The sequence below is a fragment of the Citricoccus sp. genome (genome assembly GCF_032154715.1).
In the GTDB taxonomy this organism is placed as follows: Bacteria; Actinomycetota; Actinomycetes; order Actinomycetales; family Micrococcaceae; genus Citricoccus.
Genome location: NZ_JALDXU010000032.1, coordinates 1 through 21,782 on the forward strand (window position 1 = coordinate 1; position 21,782 = coordinate 21,782).

The following is a 21,782-nucleotide window of genomic DNA, read 5'->3' on the forward strand; positions in this document are numbered from 1 at the left end:
ACGGGCTCCACGCCGTACGTCAGGGGCAGCAGGATCGCGATCGTGGCGGCCGGGCCGAGGCCGGGCAGCACGCCGATCAGCATGCCGACGGTGACGCCGAGCAGGCAGTACAGGAGGTTGGCCGGGTCGAGGACGACGCCGAAGCCGTCCAGGACGGGCTGGAGGAAATCCATGGGGGTCCTTTGAAGTCTGCGGGGTCAGATCAGGTGGGGGATGGAGGTGCCCAGGGCGGCGATGAAGATGGCGTAGAACGCGGCGACCACGATCACGGAGTAGAGCAGCGCCGAACGCCAGCTCTCCCCGCCGAGGAATCTCATCCAGATGATGCACAGCGCCAGTGAGGGCACCTCGAAGCCGAGGAGCGGGACCAGGATCACCATGCCGATCAGGGTGAGGAACCCGACGAAGGTGATCGCCGAATATCTCGTGAACTTCTCGCCGTCCGCGCCTCCGTGGCGGCCGACGACCAGTTGGGCGAGGGCCAGTGCACAGATCAGGACACTGACGGCCAGCGGCCAGGTGCCGGCGTCCGGGTTGGTGACGTCGCCGACCCCGAGGCCGACCGCGACGATGACACCGAGAACGCCCAGGGCGAGCACCACCAGGGAGGCGGCCGCGTTGGCCATGGGTCCCGCCGGTGGCGGCCCCTCGGCGGCCCACTTCTCGGCCAGCTCCTCGGGAGTGAGGTCGGCGGGCTCGGCCGGATCATGGAGATCGGAGTGGTCTGCGGGGCCGGCGGAAGGAGCGGATTCCGGCTCCGTACCGGGACCGGCCGCGTCCGCGCGGCCGGCATTCTCGGGGGCGGTGGACATCATGGTGTCGCTCCATTCCTGGGCGTGCGGGGGATCGAGCCCGACGCCGGCTCGGCCGGGTCACGCGCGAGGCGACCGGGCCGGCATCGGGCAGCTGGCGGAGTACGGGGCTGGCGCGGGGGATCAGTCCCCGGTCAGTGAGATGCCGTGCTCCTCGACGAGCTCGGCGTACCGGTCCCGCAGGTCGTTCCATTCGGTGACGACCTCCTCGCCGGAGATCTCGTGCGGGGTCAAGAGATTGCCTTCGTTGAAGGACTGGTAGGACTCGGTGGCCAGGGTCGCGTCGGCGGCCTCCACCAGGCGGGTCTTCGTCTCATCCGGGAGGCCCTTCGGCGCGGCCAGCGCGCGGTACTGGGACACCGGGATGTCATAGCCGGCCTCGGTGGCGGTCGGGGTGTCCGGCAGGAACTCGTTGCGCTCGGCGGAGAAGGTCAGGATCGGCGTGACGGTGCCGGCGTCGATCTGCGGCTTGGCCTCGCCCAGCTGGATGGTGGCCACCTGGACCTGGTTGCCCATCACGGCGGTCAGGGCGGGGGAACCGGAGTCGAAGGGGACCTCGGTGCCCTCCACCTCCGCCTCGGCGAACAGGATGGCCTGGGCCAGCTGGGAGCCGGTGCCCACGCCGGTGGTGCCATAGGCGAGGTCCTCGGCGGCCTGGATGTCCTCGAGGGTCTCGAAGCCGGACTCCTCGGAGGCCACGAGCACGTAGTCGTCCTGGGACAGGCCCTTGATGACGTCCAGGTTCTCCAGGTCCACGGCCTCCTCCTCGGAGACGGCGAGCGGGGTGATGGTGATGAGGGAGGCGTTCAGCAGGACCAACTCGTGGCCGTCGGCTTCCTTGCCGGCCACCTCCTTGGTGGCCACGGCCCCGTTGGCGCCCGGCTGGTTGACCACGTTGACGGGCTGGCCGAGGTCCTCGGACATCCCCTCGCCCAGGGCGCGGGCGATGAGGTCGGTCGAACCGCCGGCGGCCTGGCCGACGGTCAGGGTGACGGGGCCCTCCGGAAAGGCGGCTGATTCGGAACCGCCGCCTCCGCCGACGTTGCCGCCGCACGCGGTGGCGGTCAGCAGCACGGTGACGGCTGCGGCGGACAGGGCTGTGCGGCGGGTGATGGTGGGTCTCATGTCCGAGCGCTCCTTGATATGGGGCAGTGGATACGGTGCGACGGGCTGTGAAGTGGCTCACGCCCTGGAAGAGTTCCGAGCCTAGGGAGGCCCTAGGATGCATGTCCAAACCCATTAGTGCATATTGTGATACCCGGAGGGCATCATGTTCACGCTCGACCAGATCCGGTGCTTCGTGGCCGTGGCTGAGGAACTCCACTTCGGACGCGCGGCCGAACGCCTGCAGATGACGCAACCCCCGCTGAGTCGTCAGATCCAGAAGCTGGAGCGTTCGCTGCAGGTCACGCTCCTGAACCGGGACCATCGCACCGTGGAGCTCACCGCTGCCGGCGTGGCCTTCCTGGCCGAATCCCGCGAACTGCTGGCCGCCGCTCAGCGGGCGCCCGCCGCGGCGCGCTCGATCGCCTCCGGGCAGGAGGGCATCGTCCGGATCGGCTTCACGGCCGCCGCCGGTTTCGGCGTCCTGGGGGAGTTGCTCACCGCGATCTCGGAGACGCTGCCCCGGGTCACCCTCGAGCTGTCCGAGCTGGTCACCCGGCACCAGGCGGCGTCCCTGCTGGAGGGCTCGCTGGATCTGGGCCTGGCGCGGCCGCCGTTCGATGCCGAGACGTTCGAGTCCCATCTGCTCCTGGCCGAGGACCTCGTCCTTGCCGTGCCCTCCGGGCACCCGCTCACGGAAGTGCGCGGGGGCGTCGGGGAGGCGGACCTGAGAGGAGTGCCCCTGATCATGCACTCGCCGCTGACCGCCCGGTACTTCTACGACTTGATCGTGCGCATGATCTCGATCGACCACGGGCAGGTGGTCCACACCGTCGGCCAGATCACCACCATGGTGGCCCTCGTCCGGGCCCAGCGGGGCGTGGCCTTCGTCCCGGCCAGCGCCCGGATGCTGGGCGTGGACGGCGTCCGTTACCTGGAGCTCGGCCCGGTGGCCCAGGGAGCCGTGCAGTTGCATGCCCTGTGGCACCAGCACAACGCCAACCCCGCCCTGAGGCGGGTGTTGGACCTGCTGGAAGCCGACGCCGAGTGACCTGGCCGAAGCCCCGCTCAGGGGCCGGCGTCGGCCCGGCGCCGGGCCCTCGCCACGAGCATTCGCCCTGACCATGCCGTCAAGGTATCGAAGGATACAAACTATGCCTTGGACAGGAATGACGGCGGCTTCCTACGGTGGTCAGTGAACGGCGAGGAAGCCGTCCAGCCCCCAGCGTGGAAGCCCCGCGTTGCCGACTAGGAGGATGGTCTTCGTGGCCCAGTACACCCCGCAGGAACTCGCCGCTCGCCTCAAGGAGGGCCTGCTCTCCTTCCCCGTCACGCCTTTCGACGCGGACCTGTCCGTAGACGAGACGGCTCTGCGCGAGCACGTCTCCTGGCAGTCGGGCCACGATGTCGCCGGCCTGTTCGCCGCCGGCGGCACCGGAGAGGGATTCTCCCTCACCGGTGAGGAGCACGCCCAGGTGGTGCGCGCCGCCGTCGAGTCCTCCCGCCCGGAGGTGCCGGTGCTCGGCTCGGCCGGCGGGTCCACCCGTCAGGCCATCGCTCAGGCACAGGCCTCCGAGGCCGCCGGTGCCGAGGGCATCCTCCTGCTGCCGCCCTACCTGACCGAGTGCGACCAGCAGGGGCTCCTGGAGCACGCCTCGGCCATCATTGGCTCCACCCGGACCGCGGCGATCGTCTACAACCGCGCCAACGCCATCTACTCGGCCGAGACCGTCGCCGAACTGGCCCGCCGCCACGAGAACTTCATCGGGTTCAAGGACGCCATCGGGGACATCGAACACCTCGCCAAGGTCTACGCCCGCAACGGCGACCGCATGTTCTACCTGGGCGGCCTGCCCACGGCCGAGACCTTCGCCCTGCCCCTGCTGCAGCTGGGCATGAGCACCTACTCCTCGGCGATGTTCAACTTCGTCCCCGAGTTCGCGCTCGACTTCTACCGCGATGTGCGCAACCAGGACCGGGACGCCGTCACGGAGAAGCTCAACCGCTTCGTGCTGCCGTACCTGGAGATCCGTGACCGCGGCAAGGGCTTCGGGGTCTCCATCGTCAAGGCCGGCATCCGGGCCATCGGCCGCCACGCCGGGGTGGTCCGCCCGCCGCTGCACGATCTGACCGAGCAGGACCAGGCGGACCTGGCGGCCCTCATCGAACAGGCCGGCATCCGTCCGGCGGCCCCGGCCTCCATCGCCTGACCCACTCCATCGCCTGAACGACCCGAAGGAGCACCCCATGACGACCACTCCCTCCACCGACACCACCCTGACCGGCCATTCGATCGTCGCCGGCTCGTCCCTGCCCGGAACCGGGGGCACCACACACGGGTACAACCCGGCCACCAACGAGCCCCTGGAGCCGGCCTACACGCTGATCGACAACGATCAGCTGACGCGGGCCACGGCCGCCGCCGAGGAGGCCTTCGCGTCCTTCAGCACCCTGGACCCGGAGACGCATGCCGCCTTCCTGGACCGGGTCGCGGACAACATCGAGGCGTCCCGGGAGGAACTGGTGGCCCGCGCGATGGCCGAGACTGGACTGCCCGAGGCCCGCCTGACCGGCGAGACCGGGCGGACCACCGGCCAGCTGCGCCTGTTCGCCCGCGTGGTGCGTCAGGGCGACCACCACGGCGTCCGCGTGGACCCGGCCCAGCCGGACCGCGCCCCTGCCCCGCGGGCTGACATCCGCCAGCGCAAGGTGCCGTTGGGGCCCGTGGCGGTGTTCGGCGCGAGCAACTTCCCGCTGGCCTTCTCCACCGCGGGTGGCGACACCGCATCGGCGCTGGCCGCCGGCTGTCCCGTGGTCTTCAAGGCCCACAACGCGCATCCCGGCACGGGCGAGATCGTCGGCCGGGCCATCGCGGATGCCGTCGAGGAGCTCGGCCTGCATCCCGGTGTCTTCTCCCTCATCTACGGTCCTGGCGCCTCCGTGGGCCAGGCGCTCGTGGCCGATCCGAGGATCAAGGCCGTCGGCTTCACCGGATCCCGCGGCGCCGGCACCGCCCTGATGGCCACCGCCGCCGCCCGCCCCGAGCCCATCCCGGTCTATGCCGAGATGAGTTCCATCAACCCGGTCTACTTCTTCGAGGGGGCCCTGTCCGGGAACGACGAGGCTGTCGAAGCGCTCGCCGCCTCCTTCGTCGGGTCCCTCACCGGATCCTCCGGTCAGTTGTGCACGGCCCCGGGCCTGGTGTTCGTCCCGGCCGGGACGGCAGGGGACCGCTTCGCCGCCGCGGTGTCCCGCTCCCTGGCCGAGCAGGCCGGGCAGACCATGCTCACCGCGGGCATCGCCACCTCCTGGACCGACGGCGTCGCCCGGCTGTCCGCGCAGGACGGGGTCCAGGCGGTGGGACAGGGGCAGGCCGGCCCCACCGAGAACTCCCCGGCGCCGGTGGTCTACGGCACCGATGTGGACACCTTCCAGGCCAACGAGATCCTGCACGAGGAGATCTTCGGCGCAGCCTCGCTGTTCATCCGCTACGGTTCCCTGGACGAGCTCATCGCCGCGACCCGCCGCATGGAGGGTCAGCTGACGGCCACCCTGCACCTGACCGACGCAGATCACGCCGGCGCGGCTCCGCTCATCCCGGAGCTGGAACGCAAGGTCGGGCGCATCCTCGCCAACGCCTGGCCCACCGGGGTGGAGGTGGGTCACGCCATGGTCCATGGCGGGCCGTTCCCCGCGACCTCGGACTCCCGGACGACGTCGGTCGGCACCTTGGCGATTGAGCGTTTCCTGCGCCCGGTGGCCTACCAGGATCTTCCAGAGGCCCTCCTGCCGGCACCGGTGCGCCAGTCCAATCCCTGGCACCTGAACCGCCGCGTGGACGGAGAGTTCACGGTGGCCGAACAGACCGGAGCACCACAGCGATGATCACGCAGCCCACGATCGCCGGCATCGAGGTCGTCCCCGTGGCGGGACACGATTCCATGCTGCTCAACCTCTCCGGGGCACACGGTCCGTTCTTCACCCGCAACATCGTCATCATCACTGACTCGGACGGCCGCACCGGTCTCGGTGAGGTACCCGGAGGGGAGAAGATCCGCGCCACACTCGAGGAGGCCGGACGTCTGATCACCGGCCGCCCCGTGGCCAGGTTCCGCAGCCTGCTGCGGGAGATCGCCGCCACCTTCGCCGATCGTGACCTCGGTGGGCGGGGGCTGCAGACCTTCGATCTGCGCACCACCGTGCATGCCGTCACCGCGATCGAGTCGGCCCTGTTGGACCTCCACGGCCAGTCCCTCGGCGTCCCCGTGGCCGAGCTGCTCGGTGACGGGCAGCAGCGGGATGCCGTTCCCATGCTCGGCTACCTGTTCTACGTGGGGGACCCCGATTCCACCGATCTGCCCTACCTGCGTGAGCCGGACGGGGCGGACGACTGGGAGCGCGTCCGCCGCGAGAAGGCCATGACGCCCCAGGCCGTGGTGCGTTTGGCCGAGGCCGCCCAGGCCCGCTACGGGTTCCAGGACTTCAAGGTCAAGGGCGGAGTTCACGCCGGGGATCTCGAGGTGGATGCCGTCGTCGCCCTCAAGGAGCGGTTCCCGGACGCCCGGATCACCCTGGACCCCAACGGGGGCTGGCTTCTGGAGGAGGCCGTGCGCCTGGGCCGGCGCATGCGCGGCGTGGTGGCCTACGCCGAGGACCCGTGTGGGCCCGAGGGCCGGTTCTCCGGCCGCGAGGTCATGGCCGAATTCCGGCGCGCCACCGGGCTGCAGACCGCCACGAACATGATCGCCACGGACTGGCGGGAGATGGCCCACGCCATCCGCACCAACGCCGTGGACATCCCGCTGGCGGACCCGCACTTCTGGACCATGGCCGGCTCCGTCCGGGTGGCGCAGCTGTGCCACGAGTTCGGCCTGACCTGGGGCTCCCACTCGAACAACCACTTCGACATCTCGCTGGCGATGTTCACCCATGCCGGTGCCGCGGCGCCGGGGGAGATCACCGCTCTGGACACGCACTGGATCTGGCAGGACGGGCAGGGGCTCACCGTGGATCCGCCGCGGATCTCGGGCGGCGAGGTCCGGGTCCCGGACGCACCGGGGCTGGGGGTCGAGCTGGACCGCGAGCGACTGGCCGAGGCACATCAGCTGTACCTGGAGGAGGGCCTCGGTGCCCGCGACGATGCGGTGTCCATGCAGTACCTCATCCCGGGGTGGGAGTTCGACGCGAAGCGACCCTGCCTGGTCCGCTGACACGGGCCGGTAGCATTCTGGCCTGTGGAAGGGGTATTGCTCGGATTCAGCATCGTCCTGATCATCATCGGGATCGGGCTGCTGTCCGCCGTGCTCCTGCCACGGGACACCACCCGTCAGATCCAGGTGGGCCTCACCCCGACGATCTACTACATCACCAACCCGCTGCTCATGGTGGTACTGGTGGCGGAGATCGACCTGCGGGCCCTCGTGGGTGTCTACGCGCCGGCTGCCCTGGCCACGGCGGTCGTCGCCGGTGGGGTGTACGCCCTGGTCAGCTGGCTGGTGCTGAAGCGCCCGGCGGCCCAGACCGCGGTGGGGGCCATGTCCTCCTCCTACGTCAACGCCGGTAACATCGGCCTGCCCATCGCCCTCTACGCGGTGGGCAGCTCCGTGCCGGCGGTGTCCGTGCTGGTGACTCAGTTGCTGGTGATCGCACCGGTCTACCTGACGCTCTTCGGGCTGCTCTCACGTCAGGCCGGTTCCGCCCAGCCCCGGTTGGCGCGCACGATCCTGCGCTCGGTGGCCAACCCCGTCACCGTCGGCACGGCCCTCGGCGCCGTCTTGGCGTTGGCGGACTTCACCCCGCCCGAGGTCCTCTGGACGCCGTTGGAGATGCTCGGCCAGGCCTCCATCCCCCTGCTGTTGTTCGCCTTCGGACTGTCCCTGGCCACCCAGCGCCCGTTCCGTGACCGCGCTCAGTTGCCGGACATCGTCTGGGGATCCGTGGTCAAGCTGGCCCTGATGCCGGCGGCGGCCTGGCTGCTGGGCGATCTCGCCTTCGGTCTTCAGGGTGCCGAGCTGTTCGGAGTGGTGGCGATGGCCGCCCTGCCCACGGCGCAGAACGTGTACCTGTTCTCCAGCCAGTTCAAGCTGCCCAACCTGCTGGTGCGGGACATCGTGTTCTCCAGTGCGGTGCTGTCCCTGCCGGTCATCCTGGTGGTCGCCCTGCTGCTGGGGCCCTGACCCGGAGCGTCTGAGGCGCCGGCCCGGAACCCTGACTACGGCCGGACAGGCTGCCCGCGGACGAGCGCGGCCACCCCGATCCCGCACAGCACCACTACGCCCGCCAGTGCGGCCGAGAGTCCCGTGAAGCCGAGGCCGCCCATGATCGGGCCCGCCGCGAGCGAGCTGACCGCCGCCGCCAAGGACATCACCGCGTCCGAGAAGCCCTGGGCGGGGACCCGGTCGGCCGGGCGCAGGGCGGCCACGAGCAGAGTGGATCCGGCCACCGTGGCGGCCGACCAGCCCAGGCCGAGCAGGATGAGGCCGGTCACCACGGCGGCGTGCTGATGGAGGAACCATCCCATCAAGGCCGCCGCGGCCACGAGCACCGTCAGCCCGGCACCGGCCACCCGGGCCGGGCCGAGGCGGTCCGCGAGCAGGCCCATGACGGGGGAGAGGGCATACATCCCGGCCACGTGCAGGGACAGGGTGAAGCCGATCAGCACCACCGTGTCCGGATGCTGCCCCAGCTCACTGCTCGTCAGCCCCGCCTCGTGCTGCAGGTGCAAGGGTGTCATGGACATCAGGCCGACCATCGCGGCGTGGGCGCCGGCCACGGTGAGCACGGCGGCCAGCGCGGTGGGCTGAGCTCGCACGATCCGCCACCCGGCGGCCCACCCGCCGGAGCGTGGGGAGATCCGGGCGCGCCCAGAGGGCCGGAAGCCAGGGGCGACGACGGCAGTCCCGGGCACCGCGGGGATGCTCGGCTCGCCTGCCCCGGGGCCAGGATCGGGCGCCATGGTCTCGGCGCCGTGCCCGGCCGACGTCGGGCTCTCCGCGGTCTCCTCCAGCCACCGGCGCAACAGGAGTGGATCCGGGCGCAGGCCGGTCAGGATGATGGCGGCGCCCACGGCCATGCCGGCGCCGGAGATCAGGAAGGGGCCGGCATGGACGGGCAGCCCGAGCCAGCCGGACACCACGGCGCCCGGGCCCACCATGTTGGGCCCCACCACGGCGCCCACGGTGACGGCCCAGACCACCACGGACAGATCCCGTCCACGGTGCCGCGGCTCGGACAGGTCCGTGACGGCGAACCGGGCCTGCAGGTTCACGGCGGCGGCGAATCCCACCAGGAAGGCGCCCAGCAACAGGACGGGGAAGAACCGGGTGACCACGGCGGCCACCATGAGGGCCTGCCCCAGCAGCCCTGCGGCCAGGCCGATCCCCAGGGCGACCCGCCGTCCGCGCCGTACCGCCAGGGTGGACAGTGGGATGGACACCGCCGCCGAGCCGAGCGTCATGGCGGTGTTGACAAAGCCGGCGGTGGACTCGGCGCCCGAGAGCTCCACGGCCAGGATCGAGCCCAGGGACAGCGTGGCGCCGTTGCCCAACCCGGAGAAGACCTGGGCGGTGCCCAGGACGCGGACCGCACGGCGCTGGGCCGCCCGGGCCTCCGGAAGCAGCGCTGGATCATCGGATAACGCGGAGTCGGCCACAGTGGACATTCTGCCCGAACATCGCTCGAGCAGCGCCCGGATGGTGCCCTCCGGCCGCCACGGTGCAACGCCCCGGGCCGTGCCGTACCTGCACTATCCTTGACGGGTGACTTCCTCCCAGGCTGACGACCAGACCCCAGCACCGGACCACCGGCCGGACACCCCGGACAACCCGCAGATCGCCGCTGACTTCCCGACCGTGCTCGTGGTGGACAACGGCGCCCAGTACGCCCAGCTGATCGCCCGCCGCGTGCGCGAGGCCAACGTGTACTCCGAGGTCGTCCCGCACACGCTCTCGGCCGAGGACATCCTGGCCCGCAAGCCCGCCGCCCTGATCCTCTCCGGCGGCCCCTCCTCGGTCTATGCCGAGGGCGCGCCCGGGCTCGACCCGGAACTCCTCGAGGCCGGCGTCCCCGTGCTGGGCCTGTGCTACGGCTTCCAGTCGATCGCCCAGGCACTCGGCGGCACCGTGTCCAAGACCGACACCCGGGAATACGGCTCCACCCGGCTGGAGGCCATCGGCTCCACCTCGGTGCTCTTCGCCGGGCAGGACGTGGACCAGGTCGTGTGGATGAGCCATGCCGATTCCGTGACCGAGGCCCCGGCCGGCTTCTCCGTCACGGCCCGCACCCCGGGTGCCCCCGTGGCGGCGTTCGAGAGTCCGGAGAAGAAGGTCTACGGCGTGCAGTGGCACCCGGAGGTCGGCCACTCCGAGCGCGGCCAGGAGGTGCTGCGCAACTTCCTGCACCACGGTGCCGGTCTGAAGGACACCTGGACCACCACCTCTGTGATCGAGGAGCAGGTCGAGTTGATCCGCGAGCAGGTCGGCGAGCACCGGGCCATCTGCGGTCTGTCCGGCGGCGTGGACTCCGCCGTCGCCGCCGCCCTGGTCCAGCGCGCCGTGGGAGACCAGCTGACCTGTGTCTACGTCAACCACGGCCTGATGCGCCAGAACGAGTCCGAGGAGATCGAGAAGGCGTTCGGCGCGGCCACCGGCGGCGCCAAGCTGATCATGGTGGACGCCGAGGACGTGTTCCTGGAGGCGCTGGCCGGCGTGACGGACCCGGAGGCCAAGCGCAAGATCATCGGCGAGAAGTTCATCCGCACCTTCGAGAAGGCGCAGGCGGACATCATCGCCGAGTCCCGCCATGACCCGGAGGCCAAGGACGTGAAGTTCCTGGTCCAGGGCACGCTCTACCCGGACGTCGTGGAATCCGGCGGGGGCGAGGGCACCGCGAACATCAAGAGCCACCACAACGTGGGCGGGCTGCCGGAGGACATCGAGTTCGAGCTCGTCGAGCCGCTGCGCGCCCTGTTCAAGGACGAGGTCCGCGCCGTGGGCTCCGAGCTCGGCCTGCCGGATGAGATCGTCTGGCGCCAGCCCTTCCCGGGGCCCGGCCTGGGCATCCGCATCATCGGCGAGGTGACGCGGGAACGCCTGGACCTGCTCCGCCAGGCCGACGCGATCGTCCGCGCGGAACTGACCGCAGCCGGCCTGGACCGCCACATCTGGCAGTGCCCCGTGGTGCTGCTGGCCGATGTCCGCTCCGTGGGCGTGCAGGGTGACGGCCGCACCTACGGCCACCCCGTGGTGCTGCGGCCGGTCACGTCCGAGGACGCGATGACCGCTGACTGGGCCCAGTTGCCGTACGACCTGCTCTCGCGGATCTCCAACCGCATCACCAACGAGGTGGACGGCATCAACCGGGTGGTCCTGGACGTGACCAGCAAGCCCCCGGGAACCATCGAGTGGGAGTAAGACCCCCGTCAGGAGGCGGATGCCGGGGAACCGGCCCGTTTCCCTCGGGGGAATCCGCGGTGCGCCTGTGTACCGTGGAACCAAGCATTGGTGCCCCGCGGCCCCACCGCACCGGCCGCCGTCGTGGGCAGGGCGGGGAGGCGGCCGGCGGCAGGAAGGACAACTGTGACTGAGCAGGACCCCCAGCAGAGCCCCGCGGCGCCTCGCCTCCACGGGGGCAGGGACACGGGCCTGCCCGACGACGGCCCCGCCGAGTCCGACTCCCGCCTCACCTTCCCGGCGTGGCTGGCCTCGCTGGGCTCGGGCACCGAGAACGACACGATGCTGCGCTTCGCCCCGTCCGGTGCGAACAGCATCGACATCTCGCACTCGCACCCCTCCGGGCTGAGCCAGTTCATGTCCGGGCGCCGCACGCGCCTGTCCACCCTGCTGAGGGACGCCGACGCGTTCCTGCACGCCCGCGGTGCGGCCCGTCAGCTGCGCGGCAAGATCCAGGAGCTGGCCGAGGACCGCGGCGTCGATGTCGGGTACCTGGCCACCGGCCTGGCGACTTGGCGCGTCATCGAGGACGGCCGCTCCACGCAGATGTCCGCGCCTGTGATGCTGGCCCGGCTGAGCCTGACGCTGCGGGGCGAGCAGGACGACTACGAGCTGCAGATCTCGGACCGGGCCCGGCTCAACCCGGCCCTCGCCCGCTACTTCCGGGACCACCACGGGATCGTGCTGGATGCGGACGACTACCTGCGCGCCGCCTACGCCACCGCCAAGCTCGAGCCCATGCCGGCCATGGAGTTGTTGCGCTCGCAGGGCCGCGAGGTCCGCGGGCTGGTGGTGGAGCACCGCCTGCTCGTGTCCACTTTCGCCGATCTGGCGGACACCGCGTCCGTGGACGTGGTGGACTCCACCCACCCGGTGGTCTCCGCACTGTATGACGCCGGTTCGGGCATGGTCCCGCGCCGCGCGGCACTGCCGGAGACGGGACTGCCGCCGGTCGACGAGCGGGACCCGAGCGCCGAAAGCCTGATCCTCGACGCGGACCCGTCGCAGCAGCGGGCCCTCGACCACATCGCGGCCGGCCACGACCTGGTGGTCGTCACCCCTCCCGGAACGGGCCAGACGCAGACCGCGGCCAACGCCGTGGCGCAGCTCGCCGGGGACGGCAAGCGCGTGCTCGTGGTGGCCGAGCGCACCGCCACCCTGGAGGACTTCCGGCGCCGCCTGGGCTCCGTGGACCTGGACTCGTTGGCGCTGGACATCCCGGCGGCGGCCACCCCCGAGCTGATGCGCCGTCAGCTCATCCAGGCCCTGCTGCGGGTGGAGCGGGCCCAGGAACCGGGAACCAACCGGCTCAACGCCACCCTCGTGGAGCGCCGCCACCAGTTGCGGGACCACCTGCGCAGCCTGCACAACGTGCGGGAGCGCTGGGGCTGCTCGCCCTTCCAGGCCATGCAGTCACTGGCCTCGCTCACCGCGATGGATCCGGCCCCCTCCACCACCGTTCGCCTCAAGCGCTCCGTGCTGGACGCCACCGTCAACCGTGAGGAGACCGCCGCGACGTTCATCCGCGCCGGGGAACTCGGGGCCTTCTCCCGCTCCTCCACGGAGAGCCCCTGGTACGGGGCGCGGTTGCGCAACGTGCAGGAGACCGAAGACGCCTACGGACTGGCCGAAGACCTGGCCGCCGCCCTGCCCGTGCTGCGAGAACAGCTGGACCAGGCCACCGAGCAGGCCCAGCTGGCCACCGGCGGGACCTTCGCTGAGTGGGTCCGCCAGATCCATTTGCTCTCCGCTGTCCGCGGTTCGCTGGACCAGTTCACCCCGGACATCTTCGACCGCCCGGTCACGGATCTGATCTCCGCCACGGCCTCCGGGCAGTGGCGGAAGCAGCACGGCGTCGAGATGTCCTCCATGACCCGTTCCCGGCTCCGCCGGGTGGCCAAGGAGTACATCCGCCCGGGCGTGCACGTCTCCGACCTGCATGAGGCCCTCGTGGACGTGCAGGACCAGCGCGCCGAGTGGACCCGCTGGGCCACCACCAAGCGCCACCCCTCCGTGCCGGCCGGCCTGGAGGCGCTCTCGGCCAAGGGCGCCGAGGTGGCCGGCCAGATGGCGCGGTTGCAGCGGGTCCTCGCCGAGCCGCGGCGGGAGTCGGGCCGGTTGGAGAATCTGCCGGTGGACGAGCTCAGCCAGATCCTGGACCGGCTGGTGGCGGATCAGGACACCCTCAAGACGTTGCCTGAACGCACGCTCGTCGGCGACCAGCTGCGGGAGCAGGGCCTGCAGGAACTCATGGCGGACCTGCAGCAGCGGGAAGTACCGACGGACCAGCTGCGGGCCGAGCTCGAGCTGGCCTGGTGGCAGTCCGCGCTGGAGGCGATGATCTCCGGCGACGACTACCTGGCCATGATGGACGCCGAGTCGCTGCGGAAGATCGAGGCAGAGTACCGCTTGGCGGACACCGCCCACCTGGAAGGCGGCAGTCAGCGCCTGAACTGGAAGATGACCCAGCAGTGGACCAGGACCGCCGGCATCCACCGGGCCTCGGCCCGCGTGCTGAGGTCCCTGCTCAAAGACGGCAACCCTGACCCGGAGTCGCTGTCCGGCCTCGAACCGGAGCTGCTCCAGTCCCTGGTGCCGGCCTGGACCACCTCCCCGCTCGCCCTGGCCGAGTTCCCGGCGGACATGGGCTTCGACGCCGTCCTGCTGCTGGACGCTGAATCCCTCGCCCTCAGCACCGCGCTGGGCGCGATCAGCCGCGGCCGGCAGGTGGTGGCGTTCGGCGACGGCACCTCCGGTTCGCCGAAGACCTTCAACGTCTCCGTGGACCCGACGGCTTCCGTGCTGCTGCCGCGCGAGGTGGACTCGGCGTTCACCGCCCTGGTGCGGGTGCTGCCGAGCGTCCGGCTGACCACCATGCACCGCGGGCTGGAGCGCAAACTCACCCGTCTGCTGGGCGAGCAGCTCTACGACTCGGCGCTGGACATGCTGCCCGGCGCCTCCGAACTGACCGGGGCGGACCATCCGGTGCGCGTGGAGTTCCTGCCCGGCGGGACCGGCATGCCCGGGGCCGGCGACGAGGGCGTGGAATCCACCGTGGCCGAGGTCAACCGGACCATGGACCTCGTGTTCGAGCACATCCGCCACCGTCCGGACGCCTCGCTGGCCGTCATCACGGCGAGCCAGTTGCATGCCCGCCGCGTGGCTGAGGCGATCCGGTTGAACCTGCCGAACAACCCGTGGGCCGCCGCCTTCTTCAACCGGGACCGGGAGCCGTTCGTGGTGGCCCCCATGGCCCGGGCCCACGGCGTGGTCCGGGACCACATCATCTTCAGCCTCGGCTACGGCCGGACGCCGCATGGACGCGTGGTGCACCACTTCGGGCCGTTCTCCGAGGCCGGTGGCCGCGAGCTCTACGCCACCGCCCTGACCCGTGCCCGGCAGCGCCTGCACGTGCTGACCTGTGTGCACCCGGACGACCTGGATCCGCAGCGGCTGGGCAACGGTGCCTCGGACTTCTACGGGCTCCTCGAGGCCTATCTCAAGGACACCGGGCACACCACCTCTCCGCGTCCGCGGGACCCCCTGGTGGCGGACCTCTCCGACCGCCTGGCTCATCGTCATGCCACCGTGCTGCCGGACTTCGCCGGGAGCATCGACCTGGCCGTCTGGAACCCCCTGGGCCTGCCCGCCTGGGAGGCACAGTCCTCCCCGGAGCAGGCCATTCCCGTCGCCATGTTCTCCGATGGTTCCGAGGCGTACCGCCGGATGACCGTGCGCGAGCGGTCTCGTCAGGTACCTCAGCAGCTCGAGCGCAGCGGCTGGCGCTACCACGCCCTGTGGACCATCGACGTCTTCTCCGACCCGGCCGGATGCGCCCGGACCATCGCCGATTACCTGGGTCTGCCCGCGGCCGAGGACGGGCCCGTGGAACCGAGCGGCCCCGGAGCCGTGGAATCCCTGGCCCTGCCCGAGGCCGCGATGCCGGTCCCCTCGTCGGAGGATTCACCGGAGGACTCGGAAGCCGTGGAAGTCTCGGATGGCGCTGGGTCGTCCGACGCGGTGTTCGACGGTGCGGTGTTCGACGGTGCTGCCGCCGAGCATCACCGTGACGATGCGCACGCTGATGCGCACCAGGACGATGGCACCCGCTGACCCCGAGCGTCCGGTTGCTCACCGTCGCGGTCAGCGCCGGGCGGACGCGCCCGGCACCGGTCCGGCGTCCGCCGACGGGCCCGAACCGACCCTGGGCGAACCGGGTGGCGCCGCATCCTCAGCGGCCTCGGCGACATCGGTGCCATCGGTCTCCGGCCAACACGACGAACGGTTGTCCGATCAGCGCAACCTGTCGGAACGTGAACGCTGGCTGCTCGAACAGCGCCCGCCGCACTGGGACTGACGCACGGGGACTGACGCAGGCTACGGTTCCGGTGCCACCAGGAGCGTGAGGCCCTGATTCACCGCGGCCGCCGCCAGTTCCGGGGCTCGTTCCTCGGTCGCGGCCAGGACCAGCACGGTGGCCAGTTCCGTGGAGCGGTCCTGCAGCACCTCGATGTTGGCCTCCAGCACGCTTCCGTCCGTTCCCACGACGTCGATGCGGTCTCCGGCTGCCACCAGGTCCACGGCGTCGGGGCTCGCGAACCTCACGGTCACGGCCCGATGCCCGGTCGGGACCACCGGCCTGCGGTGGGACTCCCCAGCCCCGCCAGAAGATGCGGTACCCCCATCTGGAGAGGCTCGGCGGTGCCCTTCCTGGACCGCCGCCATGGCGACGTCACCGGCCGCTACTGCCTCCGCCCCGGCATGCTGGGATTCTGACCCGACCGAACCGCCTTGACCGCCTGAACCGCGCGGACCGCCCGGGGCGCCCTGGCCACCCGAGTCGGCCGGACCGCCGAAGGCCTTGCCCAGGAGCAGGACGACCGCGAGGACAAGCGGTAGGGAGGCCAGGGCCAGTTTCAGCCGGTTGCGCCGTCGGGAGGAGGCGACTGGAGGACGGGACCGGCCGGCGTCGTGCTCCACGAGGTGTGGAGGTGGGGGAGTGGCCATCCGCCGGCGCACGGCGCGGCGATACCGCCGCAGCTCGCGGCGAGGAGAAGGCCGCCTTCGGGATCGGGTCGCCGATGGTGGAGAGGCCCGGGACGTCCGGGACGGGGCGGTGGGTGATGACATGCCTTGATCCCATCAAGGAGTCCAGCTGCCGGCTACCGCCGGAGGGGAAATTGTGGACGGCGCAGAGCGGTCCGTCGACTGTGGAGGGCAGTTCTGCAGGCCGGCTTCAGGCGTAGAGGTCCGTGGCCAGCTCGAGCATGGCAGTGACCGCCTGAGAGGGACGGACGAGGTCGGGCAGGATGATGGACACCGGGACGGGCCGCACGGCCGGCCTGATAGGGCGGACCACCAGCGGGCGCCCCTCGTAGGATCTGTCCCCGACGGGTTGCTGCACGAGGATCGCGTAACCCATGCCTCGCCCCACCAATGATCGGGTGACCTCGTAGTCGGTGGTGCGGAACCGGATGTTGGGTTGGAGTCCTGCCGAGTCGAACATCATCATGGTGTTCTCACGGCTGGGGTTCACATCCAACAGGATCATCGGTTCGTCGGCGACGTCGGCCAGTGCGAGCTCCGTCCGGCTGGCGAGCGGATGGTCTTCGGCCAACACCATCATGGGTTCGGCGTTGTAGAGCCGCTGCCGTCGCAGTCCGGCGGGGAGGGAGAGATCGTAGGCGATGGCGATGTCCAGCTGCCCCGCTGCCAGACGTTGTTGCACCTCCGTTTGAGGACCGTCGAAGAAGTCCAGCTCGACCAGCGGGTGAAGCGTGCCGTAGTGGTCTATCAGCCTGGCGAGGACCGTGGGTGCCAGCGTCAAGTAGCACCCGATGGTCAAGGAGCCGCGAAGTTCCACACCGGTGTCGCGCGCGTGTAGCTCCAAGTCCGTCGCCTCGTTCAGGAGACTCTTGGCGCGATCAAAGACATAGCGGCCCGTGGCCGTCAGTGTCACGCCGTGCGCCTTGCGTCGGATGGTGAGCTGAGCATCGAACACCTTCTCCAGGCTGTTCAGCCCGCCGGAGACCGCGGACTGAGAGACATGGAGTGCTTCAGCGGCGCCCGCAATACTGCCCTTCTCGGCGACGGCAACGAACGTCTCCAGCTGTCGCAGGGTATATCGCGCCATGGGCACCTCACGTGGAGCGTGGATATTGGTCAGATTTTTGCACTTTACCCGAGGATATGAGCTGGACCACATTAGAGGGAGTTCCAGCACCACGCCGACGGCGACGAGGAGATCACGATGAGCATTCCGGGAACCCAGGACACCGCGGCCTGTCCCTTCACCGGCGAGCAGCCGGACGGGCAAGCCGACCGCTCCGCGCCGTCAGCCACTTTCTCCACCACACCTGCGGTGCACGCTCCCAGCGCCGCGGGCGTCAGCGATAGCAGCACCACGGAGGGGACCTCGATACGCGAGGCTCCCGTGGCCGACTGGGTCACCATTCCGGACCTGTACCGTGATCCGTTCCCGATCTACCGGCGCATGCGCGAGGAAGCCCCCGTCCACTGGGTCCCGGCCGTCAACCGGTACATGGTCACCAGCTATGCCGCCTGCCACACGATCGAGCAGGACGCTGAGACGTACTCCGCCAACGAGACCGATTCGCTCATGAAACGTGCGATGGGGCACTCCATGCTGCGCAAGGACGACCCGGAGCACAAGGTGGACCGCGACTCCTACGGCACGACGCTGCGCCCGGGAGCCATCAAGAAGCACTGGAACGAGATCTTCGAGTCCAACAACGCCACGTATCTGGACGAATTGGTGGCCAAGGGTCCCGGTGCGGATTTCGTGTGGGACTACGCTGCGCCCTATGCCGCGGAGAATCTGCGGCTGATCTGCGGCTTCCACAATGCCACGCAGCAGGACATGCAGCGCTGGAGCCAGACCATGATCGACGGCACCGGCAACTACGCGGACGACCCCGAGGTCTGGGCGAAGAGCGCAGCGTCCTCCGCCGAGGTGGACGCCGCCATCGACGAGATGCTGCCCTATCTCCGCGAGCACCCGGACGCCTCGTTGCTGTCCGGGCTGGCCTCCCTGCCGATCCCGCTCGAAGCCATCCGGGCCAACCTCAAGATGACCATCGGCGGCGGCCTGAACGAGCCGCGCGATGTGCTGGCGACCACCGTCTGGGCCCTGCTGAACCACCCGGACCAATTGGCCTCGATCCAGGGCGAGCTCAAGCTCTACGCCACGGCCTTCGAAGAATCCGTCCGCTGGGTGGCCCCTATCGGCATGTACCCGCGGCAGACCACCCGGGACACCGAACTGGAGGGCGTGCACCTGGCCGAAGGCTCACGCGTCGGCGTCGTCCTCGGCGCCGCCAACCGTGATCCCGCCGTCTTCGCGGATCCCGAGACGTTCAACATCCACCGGCCCAAGAAACCCCACCTGGGCTTCGGCGGTGGAGCACATTTCTGTGCCGGCACGTGGGTCGCCCGTGCGCAGGTGGCCCAGATCGCCATGCCCGCGCTCTTCGATCGACTGCCCGGTCTGCGCCTGGATCCAGACCACGAGGCCGTCGATGCCGGCTGGGTCTTCCGGGGACTGACCAGAATGCCCGTCCTCTGGGGCTGAGCGCCCCGTAGGCCGTCCAGACGACAACCAGGAGAGCCGTGAACGCAACACTGTCCGAGAAGGGGTCACGGTCGACGCAGCGACGCGTCGCCTTCGCCACCATCGTCGGCACCACCATCGAGTGGTACGACTTCTTCATCTACGCCACAGCTGCCGGCCTGGTGTTCGCCCACGTGTTCTTCGCGCCGGCCGGGGAGTCCATCGGGCTGCTGCTGGCCTTCGCGTCCGTGGGCATCAGTTTTCTCTTCCGTCCGCTCGGCGCGTTCCTCGCCGGACACTTCGGGGACAAGATCGGCCGACGCCCCATGCTGGTCGTGACGCTCGTCCTGATGGGGGCCTCGACCACGCTCATCGGCGTTCTGCCGACGTACGCGACGGCGGGCATCCTGGCACCCGTGATGTTGCTCCTGCTGCGGATCCTGCAGGGGATTTCGGCCGGTGGGGAATGGGGTGGGGCCGTGCTGATGGCCGTCGAACACGCTCCCGCCGGCGGTCGCGGTCGTGCCGGGGCGTTTCCGCAGCTGGGTGTCCCGCTGGGCATGTTGCTCGCCTCGGGGGTCACCGCCGTCATGACCGGATGGATCGCGCCCGGCGAGGCCTTCATCGAGTGGGGCTGGCGTGTGCCGTTCCTGCTGAGTGTCGTGCTGATCGGTGTGGGCTACCTGGTCCGCCGAGCCGTCGACGAGTCACCGGTGTTCGAGGAGATCGCCGCGAAGAAGCAGCAGACGAAGGTGCCCATCGCGGAATTGTTCCGCAAGCACTGGCTGCTCGTCCTGCTGGCGGCGCTGGTCTTCGCGGGCAACAATGCTGCGGGCTACATGGCCACCGGGGGCTTCATCCCCAGCTACGCCACCGGAGAGTCTGTCGGTCTGGACCGCACCGACGTCCTGCTGGCGGTCACATTCGCCGCTGCCACCTGGTTCCTCTTCACCTTGCTGTCCGGTGTCCTGGCAGACTGGATCGGCCGGAAGCGGACCTACTTGATAGGTTTCATCGCGCAGGCGCTGATGGTCTTCCCCTTGTTCTGGCTCATCGACACCGGATCCCTGCCGTTGCTGTACCTGGCGCTGGGACTGTTCACCGTGGGGCTGGGGCTCAGCTACGGCCCGCAGGCGGCCTGGTACAGCGAGATCTTCCCGGCGTCTGTCCGCTTCTCCGGCGTGTCCATCTCCTATGCACTCGGGGCCATCCTGGGAGGGGCGTTCGCGCCGACGATCGCACAGGCCCTGATCAACTCCACCGGAAGCAGCGCCAGCGTGTCGCTGTATCTGCTCGGCATGACCGCGCTGTCCGTGACCGCCGTTCTCATGCTCCGCGACCGTCCGGGGATCAACCTGTCCATCAACAACCAAGCCGAACAGGAGGTCGGCGCGACCGTGTTCGACCACAGGCGTGCGCCGGCCATCGAGAGGACCCCGGAGTTCGAGGAGACGCGGGTCTAGGGCCAGCACGGGCCCCGGCCCGGCGTCGGCTGGAGGGTTCGCCAGCTACGCGGCAGAACTCGACGACGTGGACGACGTCGACGAAGCGGACGAGGCGGACCCGGAACCCGCCGAGCTTGCACCAGACGACTCCCCGGAGGAGCCGGACGAGGAACTGGACGAGGAGCCGCTGTCAGAACTCGAGCTGGAGGAGCTCTCTGTGGAACCGCTCGAGGAGCTGTCCGCGGCCAGCGTGGAGGAGGCCTTGGAGCCGGAGCCCTCGGAACGGGAATCGTTGCGGTAGAAACCGGATCCCTTGAACACCACGCCCACGGAGTTGAACTTCTTGCGCAGGGTGCCCTCGCACTCGGGGCAGGCGGTCAGCGAATCATCCGTGAACGACTGGACGATGTCGAACTCATGGCCGCAGTCCTTGCAGGCGTAGGCATAGGTGGGCACCGAACGGTCCTCTCAACTTGGCACTCTCACGTTTCGAGTGCCAAGTCTACACCTGACGGAACCACGTGAAGCCGTCCGCGGTGACGGCTCCGTCGACCGGTTCATCGAACTCCGAGGTGGGCACCTGGCCCCGCGTCATCAGTTCCTGCCGGAACACCATCGCCACCGTGACGGGGACCGCCGACGGTGCCGGGCCGGCGTCGGGCGCGGGGGCGGCATCGGTGCCGGAAACACTGGAGGTGCTGGACGCGGAACGCTGACGGTACAGGGCGGCCAGGAAACGGTCGTAGTAGCCGCCGCCCTGGCCCAGGCGGAAGCCGCGGGTGTCCACCGCCTGAGCGGGTACCAGCACGAGGTCCACCGTCTCCATCGTCTCCACGCCGAGGCGTGCGCCCACTGGTTCGTCGATCGGCGCCATTGAGCTGCGGGCCACGTCCACGCCGGGATGCCAGGCGGTCCAGGACAGCTGCCGTCCGGGTTCCGTGATGGGGACCAGGACCTCGACGCCGGCCCCGTGCAGTGCCGCGAGCAGCGGCCCGGTGTCCGGCTCGGCACCATAGGACAGCACCGCGGCGACGCGGCGGTGCTGCGCCCGCGGCAGATACCAGTCGAGGATGGTGGAGGTCAGGTCGGCAGACTGGCGGCCCCGATCGGCCGGGTCCAGCTCACGCCGGCGGGCCCGCCAGAGGGTGCGGAAATCCTGCTTGCGGTGCTTCAGCACCTCCTCCGGGCTCTCGCCTCGGTTCCCGGTCAGGGACGCGGAATACTGGGCCTCTGCTCCCTCCGGTGAGGGGGAGGAGGCTGACGGGTTGAACGACTCGTTGAACGACACGCTCCCATTCTGCCTCCCTCCCGCAACCACTCGACTTTGAGGGCGAAGATCAGTACTTTTTTCTGCCCGCAAAGTCTGCTGGAGGACGGGCATCGCCTCTCCGACCTAGGATCA

18 protein-coding genes and 1 pseudogene are annotated in these 21,782 nt (G+C 70.0%); 11 read left to right on the forward strand and 8 right to left on the reverse strand.

Going from position 1 to position 21,782, the window contains the following annotated elements; genetic code table 11:
* The 3 genes from RUH65_RS07385 to RUH65_RS07395 form a co-directional block, all read right to left on the reverse strand.
* A partial coding sequence (locus tag RUH65_RS07385; protein WP_313816714.1) for a tripartite tricarboxylate transporter permease occupies nt 1–173 on the reverse strand: 173 nt, incomplete at its 3' end.
* A 24-nt stretch (nt 174–197) separates the two neighbouring features.
* Nucleotides 198–815, reverse strand: a complete 618-nt coding sequence (locus tag RUH65_RS07390) for a tripartite tricarboxylate transporter TctB family protein (RefSeq protein ID WP_313816686.1) — start codon at nt 813–815, stop codon at nt 198–200.
* Nucleotides 816–935: 120 nt separating this feature from the next.
* Nucleotides 936–1,937 carry a tripartite tricarboxylate transporter substrate binding protein gene (locus RUH65_RS07395; protein WP_313816688.1) on the reverse strand — a complete coding sequence of 334 codons (1,002 nt, stop codon included), beginning with the start codon at nt 1,935–1,937 and terminating at the stop codon, nt 936–938.
* A 145-nt stretch (nt 1,938–2,082) separates the two neighbouring features.
* On the opposite strand from RUH65_RS07395, the gene RUH65_RS07400 reads away from it, so the two are divergent.
* The 5 genes from RUH65_RS07400 to RUH65_RS07420 all read left to right on the forward strand — a co-directional run bounded on the left by RUH65_RS07400 (nt 2,083) and on the right by RUH65_RS07420 (nt 8,092).
* The gene (locus RUH65_RS07400) at nt 2,083–2,967 is read left to right on the forward strand and encodes a LysR family transcriptional regulator (RefSeq protein ID WP_313816689.1); all 885 of its coding nucleotides are present in this window, start codon (nt 2,083–2,085) and stop codon (nt 2,965–2,967) included.
* A gap of 214 nt (nt 2,968–3,181) precedes the next feature.
* Entirely contained in the window at nt 3,182–4,126 is a 945-nt protein-coding gene (gene kdgD, locus RUH65_RS07405) for a 5-dehydro-4-deoxyglucarate dehydratase (RefSeq protein WP_313816690.1), read from the forward strand.
* A gap of 37 nt (nt 4,127–4,163) precedes the next feature.
* Nucleotides 4,164–5,801 (forward strand): aldehyde dehydrogenase (NADP(+)), encoded by a 1,638-nt coding sequence (locus RUH65_RS07410; RefSeq protein WP_313816691.1) that lies wholly within the window; start codon nt 4,164–4,166, stop codon nt 5,799–5,801.
* The gene (locus tag RUH65_RS07415) at nt 5,798–7,126 is read left to right on the forward strand and encodes an enolase C-terminal domain-like protein (protein ID WP_313816692.1); all 1,329 of its coding nucleotides are present in this window, start codon (nt 5,798–5,800) and stop codon (nt 7,124–7,126) included. Before RUH65_RS07410 ends, RUH65_RS07415 begins: the two co-directional genes overlap by 4 nt.
* Nucleotides 7,127–7,150: 24 nt before the next feature.
* Nucleotides 7,151–8,092 (forward strand): AEC family transporter, encoded by a 942-nt coding sequence (locus RUH65_RS07420; protein WP_313816693.1) that lies wholly within the window; start codon nt 7,151–7,153, stop codon nt 8,090–8,092.
* A 35-nt stretch (nt 8,093–8,127) separates the two neighbouring features.
* Here the strand turns inward: RUH65_RS07420 and RUH65_RS07425 are convergent, their stop codons facing one another.
* Complete coding sequence (locus RUH65_RS07425; RefSeq protein ID WP_313816694.1) at nt 8,128–9,567, reverse strand: MFS transporter; 1,440 nt, start codon at nt 9,565–9,567, stop codon at nt 8,128–8,130.
* Between the two features lie 178 nt (nt 9,568–9,745).
* Here RUH65_RS07425 and guaA point away from each other — a divergent pair, with 178 nt between their 5' ends.
* The 3 genes from guaA (at nt 9,746) to RUH65_RS07440 (ending at nt 15,722) form a co-directional block, all read left to right on the forward strand.
* A complete protein-coding gene (gene guaA, locus RUH65_RS07430; protein ID WP_313816715.1) occupies nt 9,746–11,326 on the forward strand; it encodes a glutamine-hydrolyzing GMP synthase in 1,581 nt (526 codons plus the stop codon).
* A gap of 165 nt (nt 11,327–11,491) precedes the next feature.
* Nucleotides 11,492–15,478 carry a DUF4011 domain-containing protein gene (locus tag RUH65_RS07435; protein WP_313816695.1) on the forward strand — a complete coding sequence of 1,329 codons (3,987 nt, stop codon included), beginning with the start codon at nt 11,492–11,494 and terminating at the stop codon, nt 15,476–15,478.
* On the forward strand, nt 15,450–15,722 hold the full coding sequence (locus tag RUH65_RS07440) for a hypothetical protein (protein WP_313816697.1): 273 nt from the start codon (nt 15,450–15,452) through the stop codon (nt 15,720–15,722). The genes RUH65_RS07435 and RUH65_RS07440 overlap by 29 nt, the downstream gene beginning before the upstream one ends.
* A gap of 20 nt (nt 15,723–15,742) precedes the next feature.
* Here the strand turns inward: RUH65_RS07440 and RUH65_RS07445 are convergent, their stop codons facing one another.
* Both RUH65_RS07445 and RUH65_RS07450 read right to left on the reverse strand, forming a co-directional pair.
* Nucleotides 15,743–15,976: a hypothetical protein gene (locus RUH65_RS07445; protein WP_313816698.1), complete on the reverse strand. Its 234-nt coding sequence runs from the start codon at nt 15,974–15,976 to the stop codon at nt 15,743–15,745.
* Nucleotides 15,977–16,601: 625 nt separating this feature from the next.
* Nucleotides 16,602–17,498, reverse strand: a complete 897-nt coding sequence (locus RUH65_RS07450) for a LysR substrate-binding domain-containing protein (RefSeq protein WP_313816699.1) — start codon at nt 17,496–17,498, stop codon at nt 16,602–16,604.
* A 117-nt stretch (nt 17,499–17,615) separates the two neighbouring features.
* Here RUH65_RS07450 and RUH65_RS07455 point away from each other — a divergent pair, with 117 nt between their 5' ends.
* The 3 genes from RUH65_RS07455 (at nt 17,616) to RUH65_RS07465 (ending at nt 20,681) form a co-directional block, all read left to right on the forward strand.
* Nucleotides 17,616–18,956: a cytochrome P450 gene (locus tag RUH65_RS07455; protein ID WP_313816701.1), complete on the forward strand. Its 1,341-nt coding sequence runs from the start codon at nt 17,616–17,618 to the stop codon at nt 18,954–18,956.
* Nucleotides 18,957–18,994: 38 nt separating this feature from the next.
* Nucleotides 18,995–20,398 (forward strand): MFS transporter, encoded by a 1,404-nt coding sequence (locus RUH65_RS07460; protein WP_313816702.1) that lies wholly within the window; start codon nt 18,995–18,997, stop codon nt 20,396–20,398.
* Nucleotides 20,399–20,465: 67 nt separating this feature from the next.
* Nucleotides 20,466–20,681 (forward strand): hypothetical protein, encoded by a 216-nt coding sequence (locus RUH65_RS07465; RefSeq protein ID WP_313816716.1) that lies wholly within the window; start codon nt 20,466–20,468, stop codon nt 20,679–20,681.
* Between the two features lie 62 nt (nt 20,682–20,743).
* On the opposite strand, the pseudogene RUH65_RS07470 reads toward RUH65_RS07465, so the two are convergent.
* A pseudogene (locus tag RUH65_RS07470) lies at nt 20,744–20,836 on the reverse strand (FmdB family zinc ribbon protein); the annotation flags it as partial.
* Between the two features lie 46 nt (nt 20,837–20,882).
* A complete protein-coding gene (locus tag RUH65_RS07475) occupies nt 20,883–21,668 on the reverse strand; it encodes a 5-formyltetrahydrofolate cyclo-ligase (protein WP_313816703.1) in 786 nt (261 codons plus the stop codon).
* Nucleotides 21,669–21,782 lie beyond the last annotated feature (114 nt).

Excerpts from the sequence above, each read along its gene's own strand:
- RUH65_RS07390 (WP_313816686.1), bottom strand. The coding sequence starts at position 815 with ATGATGTCCACCGCCCCCGAGAATGCCGGCCGCGCGGACGCGGCCGGT.
- RUH65_RS07395 (WP_313816688.1), bottom strand. The coding sequence starts at position 1,937 with ATGAGACCCACCATCACCCGCCGCACAGCCCTGTCCGCCGCAGCCGTC.
- RUH65_RS07400 (WP_313816689.1), top strand. The coding sequence starts at position 2,083 with ATGTTCACGCTCGACCAGATCCGGTGCTTCGTGGCCGTGGCTGAGGAA.
- RUH65_RS07410 (WP_313816691.1), top strand. The coding sequence starts at position 4,164 with ATGACGACCACTCCCTCCACCGACACCACCCTGACCGGCCATTCGATC.
- RUH65_RS07415 (WP_313816692.1), top strand. The coding sequence starts at position 5,798 with ATGATCACGCAGCCCACGATCGCCGGCATCGAGGTCGTCCCCGTGGCG.
- RUH65_RS07440 (WP_313816697.1), top strand. The coding sequence starts at position 15,450 with ATGCGCACCAGGACGATGGCACCCGCTGACCCCGAGCGTCCGGTTGCT.
- RUH65_RS07450 (WP_313816699.1), bottom strand. The coding sequence starts at position 17,498 with ATGGCGCGATATACCCTGCGACAGCTGGAGACGTTCGTTGCCGTCGCC.
- RUH65_RS07455 (WP_313816701.1), top strand. The coding sequence starts at position 17,616 with ATGAGCATTCCGGGAACCCAGGACACCGCGGCCTGTCCCTTCACCGGC.